8 protein-coding genes are annotated in these 16,692 nt (G+C 40.8%); all 8 read left to right on the top strand.

Features of this window, described 5'->3' with window-relative positions; translation table 11 throughout:
- The first annotated feature begins 29 nt into the window (after window positions 1-29).
- The 8 genes from ACSZOX_RS06670 to ACSZOX_RS06635 all read left to right on the top strand — a co-directional run bounded on the left by ACSZOX_RS06670 (window position 30) and on the right by ACSZOX_RS06635 (window position 16,681).
- Window positions 30-1,991 (top strand): RagB/SusD family nutrient uptake outer membrane protein, encoded by a 1,962-nt coding sequence (locus tag ACSZOX_RS06670; protein WP_437919066.1) that lies wholly within the window; start codon window positions 30-32, stop codon window positions 1,989-1,991.
- Window positions 1,992-2,679: 688 nt separating this feature from the next.
- Window positions 2,680-5,853 carry a SusC/RagA family TonB-linked outer membrane protein gene (locus tag ACSZOX_RS06665; RefSeq protein WP_437919065.1) on the top strand — a complete coding sequence of 1,058 codons (3,174 nt, stop codon included), beginning with the start codon at window positions 2,680-2,682 and terminating at the stop codon, window positions 5,851-5,853.
- Between the two features lie 11 nt (window positions 5,854-5,864).
- On the top strand, window positions 5,865-7,661 hold the full coding sequence (locus ACSZOX_RS06660) for a RagB/SusD family nutrient uptake outer membrane protein (protein WP_437919064.1): 1,797 nt from the start codon (window positions 5,865-5,867) through the stop codon (window positions 7,659-7,661).
- Between the two features lie 30 nt (window positions 7,662-7,691).
- Window positions 7,692-9,302 carry a DUF5123 domain-containing protein gene (locus ACSZOX_RS06655; protein WP_437919063.1) on the top strand — a complete coding sequence of 537 codons (1,611 nt, stop codon included), beginning with the start codon at window positions 7,692-7,694 and terminating at the stop codon, window positions 9,300-9,302.
- 184 nt (window positions 9,303-9,486) lie between these two features.
- Window positions 9,487-10,923: a pectate lyase family protein gene (locus ACSZOX_RS06650; RefSeq protein ID WP_437919062.1), complete on the top strand. Its 1,437-nt coding sequence runs from the start codon at window positions 9,487-9,489 to the stop codon at window positions 10,921-10,923.
- A gap of 284 nt (window positions 10,924-11,207) precedes the next feature.
- Window positions 11,208-14,342 carry a DUF6298 domain-containing protein gene (locus ACSZOX_RS06645; protein WP_437919061.1) on the top strand — a complete coding sequence of 1,045 codons (3,135 nt, stop codon included), beginning with the start codon at window positions 11,208-11,210 and terminating at the stop codon, window positions 14,340-14,342.
- Window positions 14,343-14,345: 3 nt separating this feature from the next.
- A complete protein-coding gene (locus tag ACSZOX_RS06640) occupies window positions 14,346-15,746 on the top strand; it encodes a glycoside hydrolase family 140 protein (RefSeq protein WP_437919060.1) in 1,401 nt (466 codons plus the stop codon).
- Window positions 15,746-16,681 (top strand): glycoside hydrolase family 43 protein, encoded by a 936-nt coding sequence (locus ACSZOX_RS06635; RefSeq protein WP_437919058.1) that lies wholly within the window; start codon window positions 15,746-15,748, stop codon window positions 16,679-16,681. Before ACSZOX_RS06640 ends, ACSZOX_RS06635 begins: the two co-directional genes overlap by 1 nt.
- Window positions 16,682-16,692: the final 11 nt, after the last annotated feature.

Genomic DNA, 16,692 nt, shown 5'->3' with positions numbered 1-16,692 from the left:
AGATGGTATATAGTATAAAAAGTATGATCATGAAAAAAAAGATAGTGTTTCTTGCAACTTTTATAGCTACAGTTTTCGCAGGTTGCAAAACAGATTTTCTGGAAGAGATGAAAAGCTTCGATAAATACGATGACAGTATTTTTGAAAATGAACTTCAAACCGGCTGGTATATTGATCGGATGTACAACTATTTTTTTGTGAACTACAGAAACCCACAACAGTCGGTTGTTGGCCTTTACAACGATAATAGGGCCAAGATGACGGAAGAAATCGGTGGTACGGTGACGAACTATACCAATCCGACCACAACATTGCAACAAGCCTCGCAAGCGGATGGTTATTATGGAAGTTCGGTGACAGCCAGCGTACAGAACAACCCCTATACGCGTATACGCTTTGCTAATTTTCTTATCGGAAGAATTGACATCGCAGGTCCTGGACTTTCGGAATCGTTCAAAAATACAGCGAAAGGACAAATGTATTTTTTACGCGCTTTGCAATATTTTGATCTTGTCCGTGTGTATGGTGGCGTGCCCTTGGTAACTACGGTACAAGAAAATAGCGCTACCGATGAAACAATCCGCCAGCCGCGGGCAACTTCTTCAGCTTGTTTTGAGCAAATTGTAAGTGACTTAGATTCGGCGGCTTTATTGCTACCTATGCAATGGGAATCCGCTGCAAGCAATTATGGTCGATTGACAGCAGCAGGAGCACTGGCTATGAAAAGTAGAGTGCTGTTAACCGCCGCTAGTCCTTTATTTAACAAAGACTGGGATAATTCGGGAAGCCAGAAATGGCAAAAAGCCTTGGCCGCAGGACTTGAGGCGGAATCTAAGCTAACAGCTGCTGGTTATGGTCTATTTGGCTCAAACGCGAAAGATTGGGCGGAAATGACATTTAGAAACGATAATGCTTTTAACACAGAGGCCTTGATGGTGTTTTTATTGTCAACGAACTCGACAAGTTCTGCTGGTTATAACAACGGTTGGGAGAACGCGGTACGCCCTACATCTTATAAAGGAGGCGGAGGTGTTGCCGCAACAAAAGAGATGTTAGATTTGTTTCCGCTTGCCGATGGTACGCGTCCTACGACAACCAATTATGTCGATACGTTCTTTTTTGAAAATAGAGAGCCTAGGTTCTATCGCACTTTCGCATTTTCCGGTTCAAAATGGGGGATAAAAGGTAACGATAATAAATCCACTTGGTTTTACAGGTGGAAGGCAAATGCAGCCGCTACGAACGCAACATTTTATGGAAATAACCAAACGAATAGCCCTGCACTTGTTCGCAAGATGTCGAATCCGGCAGCGGATAGTACGTCATTTGCATTTTCAGGTACCGACATATTTGAATATCGTTACGCAGAATTGCTCTTAAACATTGCCGAATGTTATGCGGCGACGGGCGACGTCGCTAATGCAGTTGCTTATATTGGGAAAGTACGGGCAAGGGTAGGTATTCCTTCTGCAAATAATTATGGCGTTGGCACATTGTCGTCGAAATATGCTGCACTGGAAGCTTGTTTGTACGAGCGACGGGTTGAGTTGGCGTATGAAGGAAAGCGCTTTTGGGACGTACAGCGATGGATGCTTTATGATAATATCAACGAGTCAGGGAATTCGGTACAAAAATTAGGTTTGCAACCCATAAATGGGACGAAGCGTTCGGGGTATTATTGGCAATCAAAGACCTATGGTGCTGATCCCCTAACAGCAGCTTTACGCAATATCTTGATAGATCCAGATGCGTCGAACTTCAATACAGAAATTGCTAAGTTGAAACAGGTGTATAAAGACCATTTTGTGATGACGCCTTTAGATCAGGAATGGGATCGGGTGAATAATGCAGGCGTTACTATTCTTTTCCGTCCGAATTACTATCTTTCGGGCCTATCTTCGACAGTTTTAGGTAATAACTCTTGGCTGGAACAAACGAAAGGTTGGTTGGATTATTCTGGCGGTGCAGGTACCTATGATTACCAGCAATAGGTTTTATTTCAAAAGGATATAATTAAAAAACATTTTTTAATAAAAAGAGACCGACTAAAAAGTTTCAAACAAAAAGTCCCCGATACGTAAGAGTGTCGGGGACTTTTTTTTGTTTGCCCTAAAAAGGGCTATTTTAAGACTCTTCCTACCATCTTTTCTCGACCGATAAATTGTATGTGGCAGACTATTAGAACAGCTATCATCTCTTGTTTTTTATAGTTTTAATTATTAGTTGTTTTTATTCTATGTTGACCTGTTCTTAAAAGGGGGTAAATTTATGTTGAACAAACCATTTGTTAACCAATGTAACATTTTTGTGATAATTTGATAATATTTTATAATGATAAGACAACGGGATATAGTGTTTGGTTCCGTGTTTTCCCTTATTTTGTTTTAACGATATTCAATATATTTATTTGATTACTAGAATAGGTGATGTATATGTCGACTATTTGATCCTATTACTAAGTTAATTTCTTAAGAGTAGCCAATTAAAGAAAGCAAAAGTATGATTGAATATGATTAATGGAAGGGAATAGTAAGTCATTTTAGATTGTACGTTATTAACTTCTTTTAAATCGTAATTAGATGTAAAAATTTAACATATAATTTATAAACCGGTCAAGTTATAAAGCTTGATTATTAAGTGATTTTTTAAACCTATTTTTTTAAACACAATTTAGAACCAATGAATTATCAAGCTTTTCTAAAGAAGGGGCTTCTGCAAAGAAGTTTACGGTTTTTGTGTCCGCTAATTGCATTGCTCCCCAGTACTGTGCTTGCATCTAAGCTTATCATAGAATCATCTATACATTCCCTGAATTTTGTGGGAGTCACGGGTAAGGTTTTAGGTCCAGATGGTAAGCCTGTAGCAGGAGCAACCGTTTTGGTTAAGGGAACCAAAGCGGGTGTGAAAACGGATGAAAACGGGATTTTCCATATTAATCTGCCCATGGGCAATGAAATAATCATTGTAAGCTATGTCGGTTACAAAGTGCAGGAAATAGATATGACAGGGAAATCTGAGATTACTGTTCGACTAGAATCTACGGATAGTATCGATGAGGTTGTTGTCGTTGGATATGGAAATCAAAAGAAAGATTTGCTCACCTATAATGCCCAATCTGTTAATATGGACGCAATTAAAGACCTTCCTGTTGGGAGCCTCTCAGCCACATTAAGAGGGCAGATGGTAGGCGTAAGCGTTTCCGGAGGACAATCTAGACCTGGAGATAATGCTGCAATAACAATTAGAAATCCTGCAATATATTCAAAGGACGGAGGTGATCTTAGGCCGATTTATGTAATAGATGATGTCGTAAAAACGGAAGACGATTTCAACAACTTAGACGCCTCCGAAGTGGAAAGCATGACCGTTTTGAAAGATGTCGGTGCAGCTATTTATGGGGTTAGTGGAAGCCAAGGGGCTATTGTGGTTAAAACGAAAAGAGGAAAAGTCGGGATACCGCAGATTAACTATAGTGGTTCATTGGGAGGTGCAGATGCAGTAATGCTCTCAAAAATGATGACTGGTTATGAACAAGCCTCTTACTTAAATGATTACTATGATCAAAATCCGAGTGGCACTAGCTCAACTTCTTATTACACAGACGATGAATTGGCTTACTTCAAAGAGCATAATTACAATTGGTTAGATATGGCTTGGAAACCATCTTTGGTTAGTCGACATAATGTTAATGTGAGTGGAGGAGGTGATAATGCGACATATTTCGCCGGAGCATCTTACAATAAGCAAGATGGTAATCTAGATAATATTAATGTAGAAAAATGGTCTTTTAGAGCAAGCTCAGATGTGACTCTTGCTAGGGGGCTCAAACTTGGATTACAAGTTAGTGGAGATTTATATAAAAAGAATATGTACTGGCTAAAACAGGGAGGTGAGAGTGCTGAAAAAGATGTATTAAGTCTCTTGCAGATGCCACAATTTATTCCCCCCTATATCAATGGATTACCAGTCTTAACGACAACTAGTACAAGTTCTTCCACGCAGAATTTTCATTTTTTTGAGGTACAGAATTCGGACAACTACACGAAAACTAACGATAATTCCTTAAATGTCAATTTTAACCTGAATTATGCTGTTCCTTTTGTCAAAGGTTTAAACGCTAAGATTTTGTATAATAAAAATATAGCTAATTCATTTGGTAAACAATATGGAACCACATACCAAGTATATAGATTTTCAGGACTTGGTACGAACAATCATATTTATGGAGGAGATGTTGCGAGTACTGTTACGTTGACAAATGGTGATATGATTCGTTTTAACCCTACATACACAACGAACTATCAATTAAACGGATCGATAAATTACGCAAACTCTTTTGGGAAGCATCATGTGTCAGCAATGGCTATGTTTGAACAAAGAGAATCTTATTCTGATGGAGTTGCTACTTATAAAGAAGATCCAATCTTAGGCGGATCTGATAATGTGAGCTATGCGGTTGGAACGAGTGTGCTGCAAAGTGAATCGGAATCGGAGTCTGGCTACTTATCTTATATAGGCCGGGTAAACTATAATTATGATGATAGATATTTATTTGAAGCGACATTGAGAGTTGACGGCTCCACGAATTTTTCTCCAGAAAACAGGTGGGGATATTTTCCATCCTTCTCAGCCGGTTGGATTGTAAGTAGGGAATCATTCTTTTCGGATAATATAAGCTGGATGGACTTCTTTAAAGTGAGGGCGGCACTCGGTTTTAGCGGTGCAGATAGAACGAGAGGCTTTCAGTGGTATGACCGTTATAAATCCGAAACCGGTAAGGGTGCTGTCTTTGGAGGGAATGCAGATCGAACGTTAACCATAGTTCAAGATGGAATTTCGAACAGGGATGTTACCTGGGACAGTATGCGTAAGTATAGTGTGGGCATAGAGTCGCGGTTTTTAAAAGACAGATTATCCTTTTCATGGGAAGGATATTTTGATCATGGTTATGATATGTTGACACAGTTGACATCCTCTATATCATTGCTGGTAGGACAGCAGCTACCTTCGGAAAATTATACCAACAGAAATGCGTTTGGGACTGAGTTTAGCCTCAGTTGGCACGATAAGATAAATGAAAATTGGAAATATAGCGTGAATTCATTTTTTGGTTGGAGTGACGATAAATTACTGAAGGGAGATGTTTCTAGTGGATTGATTGGTACTTTTCGAGATCCAATTGGAAAATCTACGGACATGGGTGTGTTGGGGTTCGATTATCTGGGTATGTTCAGAACGCAGGAAGAGGTGGATAACTACCTGTCGGCTAACCCTGGATACACGATTTTTGGCGATACACCCAAGCCGGGAATGTTGTACTATCGTGATATCGACGGCGATGGCGTCATTACAGAAGACGGTGATTTGACATATATTGCGCCAAAGTCTAGTAATCATTACAACCTTGGTTTCAATTTCTCTATCGGTTACAAATCCTTGAATCTTGCAGTAACTTCTGGAATGTCTTGGGGTGGCCAATCATTGGTTGAAGGCGACGCGCGTAAGGTCGCTACGGTAAATATCAACCGACCCGCATTCTGGGCCGACCATTGGTCGACAGAGAATACGGATGCCAAATATCCAGCGCCTTATTATTCCAATACCTACGATCGCACTTCTCAATTTTGGTTTAGAAGTTCGACAACGGTAAGTATTTCGAATATCAACCTGTCATATACTTTGCCTACATCCATCAATAAGCGGATTGGAGTCAACAGTGTCCGGGCATTCTTAGTTTCGACAAATCCTTTCGTGTTGTATAATCCTTATAAAGATTATCGCTCTAGTTCTAGTTCATATAATGTATACCCTGAACTCAAAACCTGGTCTTTGGGTCTTAGTATTGGTTTTTAAAATAATTAAAGATGAAACTCGATTATAAAATTTTTAACCTGTTGCTTCTCGCATTTTTTGCTGTGAGCTGTTCCAAAGTGTTAGATAAAACAGATCTTTCTACATTGGATGGAGAACTTATTTATAGTGATTCAACCTTGGCTTTCTTAAACTTAAGTTATATATATAATGATAATTTACCAAGTTGGTTTGGGAATACCGGAGGAAGTATTTCTGGTGCAGGTAGTTATTCGGAAGAGTCTACGGGATCGTCTATTTATTTTTTAGGCACAGTAACATCAGCATCTGTCACTGATTTTGGAACGGGGCTTAGTACGTCTAATAATTGGGCGAAAATCCGTAAGATTAATGAATTTATCCGTGATATCGATGCGGGGACGCTGCCTACTTATACAAAAAATAAGATGAAGGGTGAAGCGCTATTCTTTCGCGCCTATCGTTATTTTGATCTGATTCGCTTGTATGGAGGAGTTCCTCTCGTTTTGTCTCCCCAGAATCCGATTGGTGAAGAAAATAGGGAAGAAATCCTGCTAGCTAGAAACTCTACAACAGAATGTATTAAGCAAATTGTTGCGGATCTAGATTCGGCAATAGCTTGGACACCTGGGAAATGGAGTGCGACGACTGACTGGGGTAGAATTACTAGAGGTGCAGCAGCGGCGTTTAAGGGACGTGTGTTGCTGACCTATGCGAGCCCACAATTTAATCCAGATGATTTGGAGGAACGTTGGCAAGCAGCCTATGATGCGAATCTGCAGGCCAAAACATTGTTGACAGCTGCTGGTTTTGGGCTTAATAGCTCGTACCAGAATATGTGGTTTACAGAAGCAAACAACGTTGAGGCTATATTGGTAACAGGCTATAATACTTCGACAACCGATCAGTATAAGAAAAATAATTCCTACGATAACCAGACGAGACCTGCTTACCTTGGGACTTCCGGAGGCTCCAATCAGCCAAGTTGGGAGTTGGTACAGGCCTACCCAATGAAAGATGGTAAGAAGATATCTGATGAAAATGGGGGCTATGCTTATGATGAACAACTATTTTATAAAAATCGAGATCCTCGATTCGATGCGACTATTGCTTATAATGGATGTACCTGGCCTATTTTGGGTAATACAAGCTATCGACTTTGGACCTATCAAGCGCTGACATCGGGAGCCTATAAAAGTGTTGAATCTTCTGCTACTAACACTGGATTTTACTGTCGGAAAGCTATTGATCCAAGCATATCGGAAAGTAATGTTGCTTACAGCGGAACTGATTGGATGGAGATTAGATATGCAGAGGTTTTGTTAAACCTGGCGGAAAGCGCCTGTGGAATAAATCGATTATCTTCGAGCCAAGAGGGATATCAGGGAATAATTGATGTGCGTAAAAGAGCAGGTATAGAAGCAGGATCGGATGCGCTTTATGGTCTGTACAAAGGTATGTCTAGAGATCAATTATTTGAGGCTATATTATTTGAGCGTCAAATAGAATTTGCTTTTGAAGGGAAACGTTTTTGGGATCTAAGGCGCTGGAAGAAAATCGAATCCACACTAAATGGTACAAAAAGACATGGTATTGTGATCAAGTTAAGTAGTTCGACTGATGCAAGTACCTTTGCTAGTACTAGAGATGCACAGAATTTGGATGATTTGTATGCAAACTACTTTACTATTGAAACAGTAGAAAAGGATTCTGAAACTATTAACTGGAAATCAGAATACTACTTTTTTGCCATTCCACCTGCAGCGATAACGAATAATCCTAATTTGTTGCAGAATAACACCTGGGACGGTGCCTTTAATCCCTTGTTATAATCGATTTTGCAATATAATATAATCTAGAATATGAGAAATTTACTTAGATATTTGGCCTTTATTTGCTTTCTGATAAACTTTAGCAGTTGTGAAAAAGCAATAGGTCCTGATATGAATTATTACATAGCCTCACCAGAAAATATCACGTTGGAAGCTGTTCAGAAATCACTGGAAGTATCATGGGATTACACCGGTATTGAACAAGTCGGTTTCTTAGCCGAGGTTTCTTACGTGTCAACCTTCGCCACTGTTGTACAATCTGATACACTGGGAGCCGATGTAAGGGGGATAACGTTTGAAAATTTAGGCTATTTTGCAGAAGCTTACGTACGAGTGAAAGCTTTATCGAGTAATTTAGTATTACACTCGTCTTTTGTACAAGCTTCTATTGTGCCTGAAAGCATCCTTAAGACAATTCTAAAATCGGAACTAACGGCGACCTCTGCTATACTGCGTTGGGATAATCCCAGTTCGGGGACATTAACTTCTGTGTTAGTGATAGATAATATAAATAATACCGAACGCGAAATCATTTTAAGTGCAACGAATCTTAGCGAACAGTCTCTCTTGATCGAAGATTTGGAATCAGCGGGAAATTATACCGTGGTGATTTTTGCCGGCGAGGATCGAAAAGGTGTGTTGACGTTCAATGCTGTGGATTTAAATGCAGCGATTTCTATTGAAGGTCAGACGGACGTGTATGAAACTTTACAGGATGCAGTTGATGCCGCGGAGTCTGGAGATGTGATCAATATTGGCGGAGCGAAATATGATTTTTCGTCAACAGCCTTAGAGACGTTGACGATAATAGGAAAATCACTAACCTTTAGAGCTAATCCGGAAAGTGAGTCAGTTCCTGAAATAACAATAAAAAATTTCTGGTTAAAAGGGGCTATTGCATCGATTAAGCTTTCAGGATTAAAGATTTTGAGTACAAGTAAAGCAAATACGAATGCAACAAATGTAGATTATAACAAACATTTATTAGGGATTTCTTATGTAACGGGAAATATAGACGTGACTGTTGAGGATTGTGATATCTCAGGCGTAGAATCAGGCTTAATTTTTACGCAATCAGCTAGTTCAACAAACTTGCCCGAGGGAGCATTGACACCTGCAACAATTAGTTTGACCGTTACAAATTGTCTATTACATGATTCGGGCAATGCGGGAGGTGATTACATTGATTTCAGATCTGGTGCAGTAGGAAATATTGTATATAAAAATAATACATTTTGGAATGGCGCAAGAGCATTTTTAAGGATGGATGCCACAGCAACGTGGGTTTCAGGAAGTACTATTTCTATAGAAAACAGTACATTTTATAATTTTTGTAATGGGGGGATTTTTTTACGTAACGCTATTACCACAGGGGTTAGTTTTGTCATGAATAATAATATCGTTATGAACAAAGTAAGTAACAACGGTAACTCTATTGGTACAAATGGTACATTAAAACTGAGTAATAATAATATTTCGGGAACAAATGCCGCAAATATTACGAATGGTGTGACATCTGGTTTTAACATTGGCACCACAGCGTTGGATCCGGAATTTACCAGTGCTTCTACTGGCGATTTTACGGTTGGAAATGCAACAGTCCGTGTTGCTCTACAAGGCGATCCTCGTTGGTTAAAGTGAGTTGTTATTACGTGTTAGGTCTGTGATATTTACAGGCCTAACTTTTAATGAATTATTTTTGATTAAATATTTTGCAAAATCAATATAGTGGATACTGTCGATGTATAAGGAGGTTTGCTAAGTTGTAAGTAACTGAATTTTGTCTATCGCAGTGCTACTCTTTGTTAACAGAGAATTTACATAGATGAAAAAGAGATCATTTGCCTTTATGCTCACGCTCGCGGTATTTTTTGGATGTTCAAAAAATACAGATGCAGAACAGAAAGAAGAAAAAATACCTTCAAACATTGAAGAAATAAAACTTAGCGCCTTTCCTGGCGCCGAAGGATTTGGTAAATATGCAACTGGAGGTCGGGGAGGAAAAGTGGTGGAAGTCTTGAATTTGGAAGACTCGGGATATGGATCTTTTAGACGGGCGTTTAGTGAATATCCAGGAGAACCTATTACTATAGTCTTTAGAGTTTCTGGAATAATTGAATTGAAAAGTGCGATAAAGGTGAATAGATCCAATATTACAATAGCGGGGCAAAGTGCACCAGGAGATGGGATATGTATTAAAGGGCATTCTTTTATTATCAACGGAGCTCGTACGGGTGGAAATCATGGAAATATCATCATGCGTTATCTTCGTTTCCGCCCAGGTGGTACAGATCCTTCAGGAATCTATGGGCTTGATATGGAGAATTGTCATGATGTGATTGTAGACCACTGTTCTTTTAGTTGGGCTAATGAAGAGTGTGCGGCATTATATGATACGAAGAATACTACGGTGCAATGGTGTATAGTGAGTGAAGGTCTTTGGAATGCTGGACATGCCAAAGGAACGCGTAGTTATGGAGGTGTTTGGGGAGGACAATATGCAAGTTTTCACCATAATTTGATTGCACACCAAAACTCCAGAGCTATTCGATTTAATGGAGCAAGAGCACATGATACATTAGCCGTCGTAGATTATAGAAATAATGTGATATACAACTGGGGGAATAACAATGCATGTGCGGGGGGAAGTATCGAGATTGTAGGTGGGAAATCACAGATAAATATAGTCAATAACTATTATAAGCCAGGGCCAGCGGCCCCTAACGTAATCAAGTTCTGTCAGGCAGATTACAATGAAGAAGGTACATTTGGGGTAGGACAATGGTATATGTCAGGAAATGTGATGGTAGGATATAATAATTTGACACAGGACAATTGGGCGGGATTGGACCTCGCGAAAATACCAGAAGCAAGCCAAGCCTTAGCAGTATCAAACGAAGCCTTTTCTGTTGAGTTGGTAGAAACGGGAACGGCGTTGGAGGCCTATGATAGTGTACTGTCGCAAGCTGGAGCAAATTTACCTCAACGTGATATCGTAGATGAGCGGGTGGTTGCGGAGACAAAAGCTGGTACAGCGACGGGGAGCGGGAGCTTTGGGAAACTTGGTATTATCGACGATCCAATCAGTGTCGGAGGATGGCCTACCTATATATCTAAAGAAGTGAAGGACTCTGATCATGATGGCATTCCAGATGAATGGGAAGAACTCAATGGATTGGATAAATATAACCCTGCGGATAGAAACCAATTGGATAAGACAGGATATACCATGTTGGAGATTTATTTAAATAACATAAAATAGGAAGTGCTTTAAAGCGAATCAATTAATAGGCTGTCAAAGGATAGCCTCTTTTTGTACTATACTTGCCGAAAAAACGGATTTTACCCCGATTTAAGTGATTCGCTAAGAAAAAATAATACAATAGCTAGAGAAGATGATATAACCATGTCCCTCCCTTTTTAATTATGTTTGTAGAAGTGATAAAGACCTAATTTTTGTATCATTTTTAAGAGATAGAAAATGTGATTTATTTTATAAAGTCTTTATTTTTAGCTTTATAAGCCTTAATTAAATTACTGTTGACGTTGGGAAATTTATATAAATATAACGGGTTGTTGCGGAGGAGATGGATCATGCTCAGTTCCCTGCTTTTTGCGTGTTGCTTTGTAGGATATGCGCAAGAGCCGTTATCACCTATTCAAATACAGAAGGATGGTACCCTATCCTATTCAACCGATTCGTTGGGAAACCGTATTCCCGATTTTTCTTATGCAGGATACGATGGTGGTAATAGTGCTATTCCTGATGCTCCTGTTAAGATCTTTGTGCCTTTAAAACAAGGTGATGCAACACAACGTATTCAACGTGCTATCGATTATGTGGCACAGCTGCCCCTCGATTCAAAGGGGTTACGTGGCGCTGTTTTGCTCGAGGCTGGGACTTACTTGGTGGAAGGATCTATTCATCTACACAGCTCAGGTGTCGTACTAAGAGGTGCAGGGTTTGTAGAAGGTGGTACAGTCATAAAAGGAGCTGGTACGACGCGGGAAACATTGATTCGTATTGTCGGAAAAAACGATGCACAATATAGCGATAAGCAGGAAGTTCAAGAAAACTATATACCAGTCAACTCCAACACCTTGGTTGTCAAGGATGCCAGCAAGTTTAAGATCGGTGATTTTGTGGTTATAACCCGTCCCTCAACAGATAAATGGATCTCCGCTCTCGGCACCGATCATTTTGGTGGAGGCATAACATCGCTAGGATGGAAGCCAGGCACCCGTGATGTGTTGTGGTATCGTCAGGTCAAAGCTATTGAAGGCAATAAGTTGCTGTTCGATGCGCCGTTGACGACAGCATTAGAGGCTGTATATGGAAGAGCGACAGTGGAAAAATGTATATGGAAAGGACGCGTTGAGCAGATCGGCGTAGAGAATATTGCCTTGGAATCCACTGTTGATGCCACTAATCCAAAGGATGAAGACCATCGCTGGATGGCGATAACCATAGAAAATGCAAGAAATGTGTGGGTAAGACGGATGCAATTTAAGCATTTCGCAGGATCGGCAGTATATGCATTAGCAACAGCAAGTAAATTGACGGTAGAAGACTGTATTTCATTGACTCCTGTATCAGAAATTGGTGGGCAACGTAGGCATACCTTTTATACCAAGGGACAACAGACCCTATTCCAACGATTATATGCAGAAGCCGGTTATCATGATTTTGCTGTCGGTTATCTTGCCGCAGGCCCCAATGTATTCGTACAATGTCAAGCTGTAGAACCATGGAGCTTCAGTGGTGCTGTGGATAGTTGGTCGTCAGGCTCATTATTTGATATTATTGATATCGACGGACAAGCGCTGAGTTTTAAGAATAGAGGTCAAGACGGGCAGGGTGCGGGATGGACGGCTGCAAATAGTGTTTTTTGGCAGAGTACGGCAGCATTGATTGAATGCTATCAACCGCCTACCGCCCAAAATTGGGCTTTTGGTAGCTGGGCACAGTTCCAAGGAGATGGTTTTTGGGATCAGTCTAATGAATATATTAAACCGAGAAGTTTATACTATGCGCAACTGCATGACCGTTTAGGACAACAAGCTGCAGATAGGATGATCCTGTTACCGGTATTGACGGAGGCGTCGAGTAGCCCACCGGTATCTGTTGCCATGGAGCTCACAAAGCAAGCTACTAAGACAACATTACAGCTAAAAGATTTTATCATACAGGCACCGACGCGTGAGCATTTAACGACTTCCATAGCCCATATTAAATCTGTCGATCAGTTACCGCTGGTAAAGAAAGCTGGACCATTGTGGGCAGAAGCAATGCAGGTGCGTTCCGGTTGGTTGGTACGGGGTGATGAAGTATTGGTTGGAAAAAAAGCAGACATCCAATGGTGGAATGGAAGTGCTCGACCATTTGCACTGCCGAAAATGAAAGCACATATTACCCGTTTTGTTCCTGGAGAGGAGGGGATAGGGCTGACAGATAATTTGGAAGAAACTGTGGACAGCATGTTGGCCGACCATACGCTTAGTATGGATCATAATTATGGACTATGGTATGAACGTCGGCGTGATGACCACGAACGTATTCGACGGATAGATGCCGATGTATGGCCGCCATTTTATGAACTTCCTTTCGCGCGAAGTGGTCAAGGTCTGGCTTACGACGGACTTTCTAAATATGATTTGACGAAATACAATGCGTTTTATTGGGGGCGTTTAAAGCATTTCGCAGATTTAGCGGATCAGAAAGGGTTGGTATTAATTCATCAGAACTATTTCCAGCACAATATTATTGAAGCTGGTGCACACTATGCCGATTTCCCTTGGCGGTCAGCGAACAACATCAATGATGTAGGCTTTCCGGAACCTGTTCCCTATGCGGGTGACAAACGCATTTTTATGGCGGAACAGTTTTATGATATCGATCATCCAACAAGACGTGCATTGCATCGCGCTTATATCCGTCAATGTCTGGATAATTTTAAAGATAACACCGGAGTTATACAGATGATTAGTGCCGAGTATACCGGGCCTTTACATTTTGTTCAGTTTTGGATCGATGTCATTGCTGAATGGAAAAAAGAAACCGGTAAGCACCCGATTATTGCCTTAAGCACAACGAAAGATGTACAGGACGCGATTTTGGCTGACACATTGCGGGCAAAAGAAATCCAAGTGATCGATATCCGTTATTGGCATTATCAAGTTGATGGAACAGGCTATGAGCCCAAAGGAGGGCAAAATCTGGCGCCTAGACAACATGCACGCCTGCTGAAACCTAAGAAAACGTCGATGGAGCAGGTGTATCGTGCGGTCTCAGAATACAGAGAGAAGTATCCGCAGATGGCGGTACTTTATCATGCTGATAATTATCCCGAAATGGCCTGGGCGGTGTTTATGGCTGGAGGCTCCATGGCGAATGTGCCTAAAGTATCTGAAAGCAGTTTTTACAAAGAAGCTTCGGCGATGAAGGCGCAGCAGATTGACGGGCTGTGGACATTGCAGCATGAGCAACAGGGCGCAATTATTTATAGTACGAAAGGAAAAGCACAGCCGTTTGATGCCTCGGCTTGGAAAGGGATATTTCAAGTTTATCACATTGATGTGAAAACTGGCGTTACACTCGGCAGCGAGCGCATAAAATTGGGAAAGAAAGTAACCTTCAACAAGTATAAAGACACAGAAATTCTGTGGATAACTAAAAAATAAGCAATGACGATCGGTAAAAAATTAATACCTATTTTTTTAGCAGGAGCTTTATTCTCCTGCAACTCTCCGAAGCAAACCCAGGAAGTAAGTCTACTTAAAGTGTCTGAAAATGGCCGTTACCTCACTACAGAAGATGGTAAGCCTTTTTTTTGGCTTGGCGATACCGGCTGGTTACTTTTTAACAAACTTAATCGAGCGGAGGCAGAGCAGTATTTAGAAGATCGTAGAGCAAAAGGATTTAATGTGGTACAAGCAATGGTGCTACATACGGTGCCATCTGTGAACGTCTATGGCGATTCGTCTATTGTGAATCAAGATATCGCGAAGCCTTTGGTAACCGAAGGTAATAATCCGGAAATCGACGCAGAATATGATTATTGGGACCATATCGACTACATCATTGATAAGGCTGCCGAGAAAGGAATATATATGGCGCTTGTTCCTGTCTGGGGATCTCCGGTAAAGGATGGTAAGGTATCTCCAGAACAAGCAAAAGTTTATGCGCGTTTTTTGGCAGAACGCTGGAAAGATCGTAAAAATATCGTGTGGTTGAATGGTGGTGATATTAAAGGAAGTGATTCTATTGCGGTATGGCAAGAGATTGGCAAGACAATTAAAGAAGTCGATACAAACCATCTGATGACATTCCATCCGCGTGGACGTACGGCATCTTCCGACTGGTTTCATGATGCGTCTTGGCTAGACTTCAATATGGTGCAGTCAGGGCATAGACGATACGATCAGGATACATCCGTGAAAGAAGACAAACATTACGGCGAAGATAACTGGCGGTTTATGGAAGCGGATTGGAAGCGGACTCCTGTAAAACCAACGATTGATGGAGAACCATCGTATGAAGGCATACCACAGGGTCTCCATGATATTAAAGAGCCTCGTTGGACAGATGCTGATGCTCGTCGTTATGGCTACTGGTCAGTTTTTGCAGGTGCTTTTGGGTATACCTATGGACAAAATTCGGTAATGCAGATGCATGCGAAAGTGGATACAACAACAGCCTATGGTTCCACCGAACTCTGGTCTGAAGCAATCAACGCTCCTGGTGCAAATCAGATGAAACACCTCAAGGATTTGATGTTATCGAGAGACCACTTTTTCGAACGTGTGCCCGACCAAAGTCTAGTCGCTGAAAACAGCGAACGCTATAATCGCTTGATTGCAACACGGACGGATTCTTATGCCTTTATCTACTCCTATAATGGACGTGAAATAAAAGTCAATATGGGAAAAATAAAAGGAGATCAGGTAAAAGCCTCTTGGTTCAATCCGCGGACAGGCGAAATAACGGAAATAGGTAAGGTTGCCAATACAGGCGTACAGACCTTCCTTCCTTCTGCTGGTCAAAAAGATGGAAACGATTGGGTATTGATTTTAGATAGTATATAATGAACTTGTTTATTAAGTCTTTAGTTTTTGTGTTAGTTACATCCCTTTTGGCGTCCTGCCAGAGGGATGTTTATCTGTTTACGTCTTTTCGTGAACCCGCAAATGAAGGCTTACGTTATTTATACAGTACAGATGGGCTCCACTGGGAAAATGTACCTGGTGTTTTTTTAAAGCCAACGTTAGGAACACAGCAGATTATGCGCGACCCTTCTATGGTTCGCGATAAAGATGGAATTTACCATCTCGTGTGGACAATCGCATGGAAAGGAGATCAAGGAATAGGTTATGCACAATCCCGAGATCTGATACATTGGGAAAATCAACAAATTCTTCCTGTCATGGAACATGAGCCTACAGCGGTGAATGTTTGGGCTCCAGAGCTCTTCTACGATGAGGATAATAACCGTTTTATCATTATTTGGGCATCGACCATTCCGCATCGATTTGCTAAAGGTGTGGAGGCAGAAGACAATAACCATCGTATGTACTACACATCCACGACAGACTTCAAGACATTTAGTCCCACGAAATTATTTTCTGATCCCGGATTTAGCATTATTGATGCAGTTATTGTCAAAAAAGATAAAGAGGATTTTGTCTTGGTCTTGAAGGATAATACACGGCCGAACAGGAACTTAAAAGTGGCTTTTTCAGATAATCCACTCGGACCTTTTAACCAAATTTCAGAACCCTTTTCTGATTATTTAACCGAGGGCCCTTCGGTTGTGAAAATTGGCAATGAATGGTTGATCTATTTCGATTCTTACGGAAGCAAGAGCTATGAAGCGGTGTCGACAAAGGATTTTAAACACTTTGAAAAAGCAAACAGTCGGATTGCAGTGCCCGAAGGGCATAAACACGGGACGATTTTTAAAGCTCGAAAGAAAGATCTGAAGAAATTATTGAAAGAAACGTCGTCAAGCGACACGTTTTAGGTGAAAAAAGA

The organism is Sphingobacterium sp. LRF_L2 (assembly GCF_965644235.1).
Classification (GTDB): Bacteria; Bacteroidota; Bacteroidia; order Sphingobacteriales; family Sphingobacteriaceae; genus Sphingobacterium.
The sequence above is the reverse complement of the archived record's forward strand: the minus strand, read 5'-3'. Positions and strand labels throughout refer to the sequence as shown.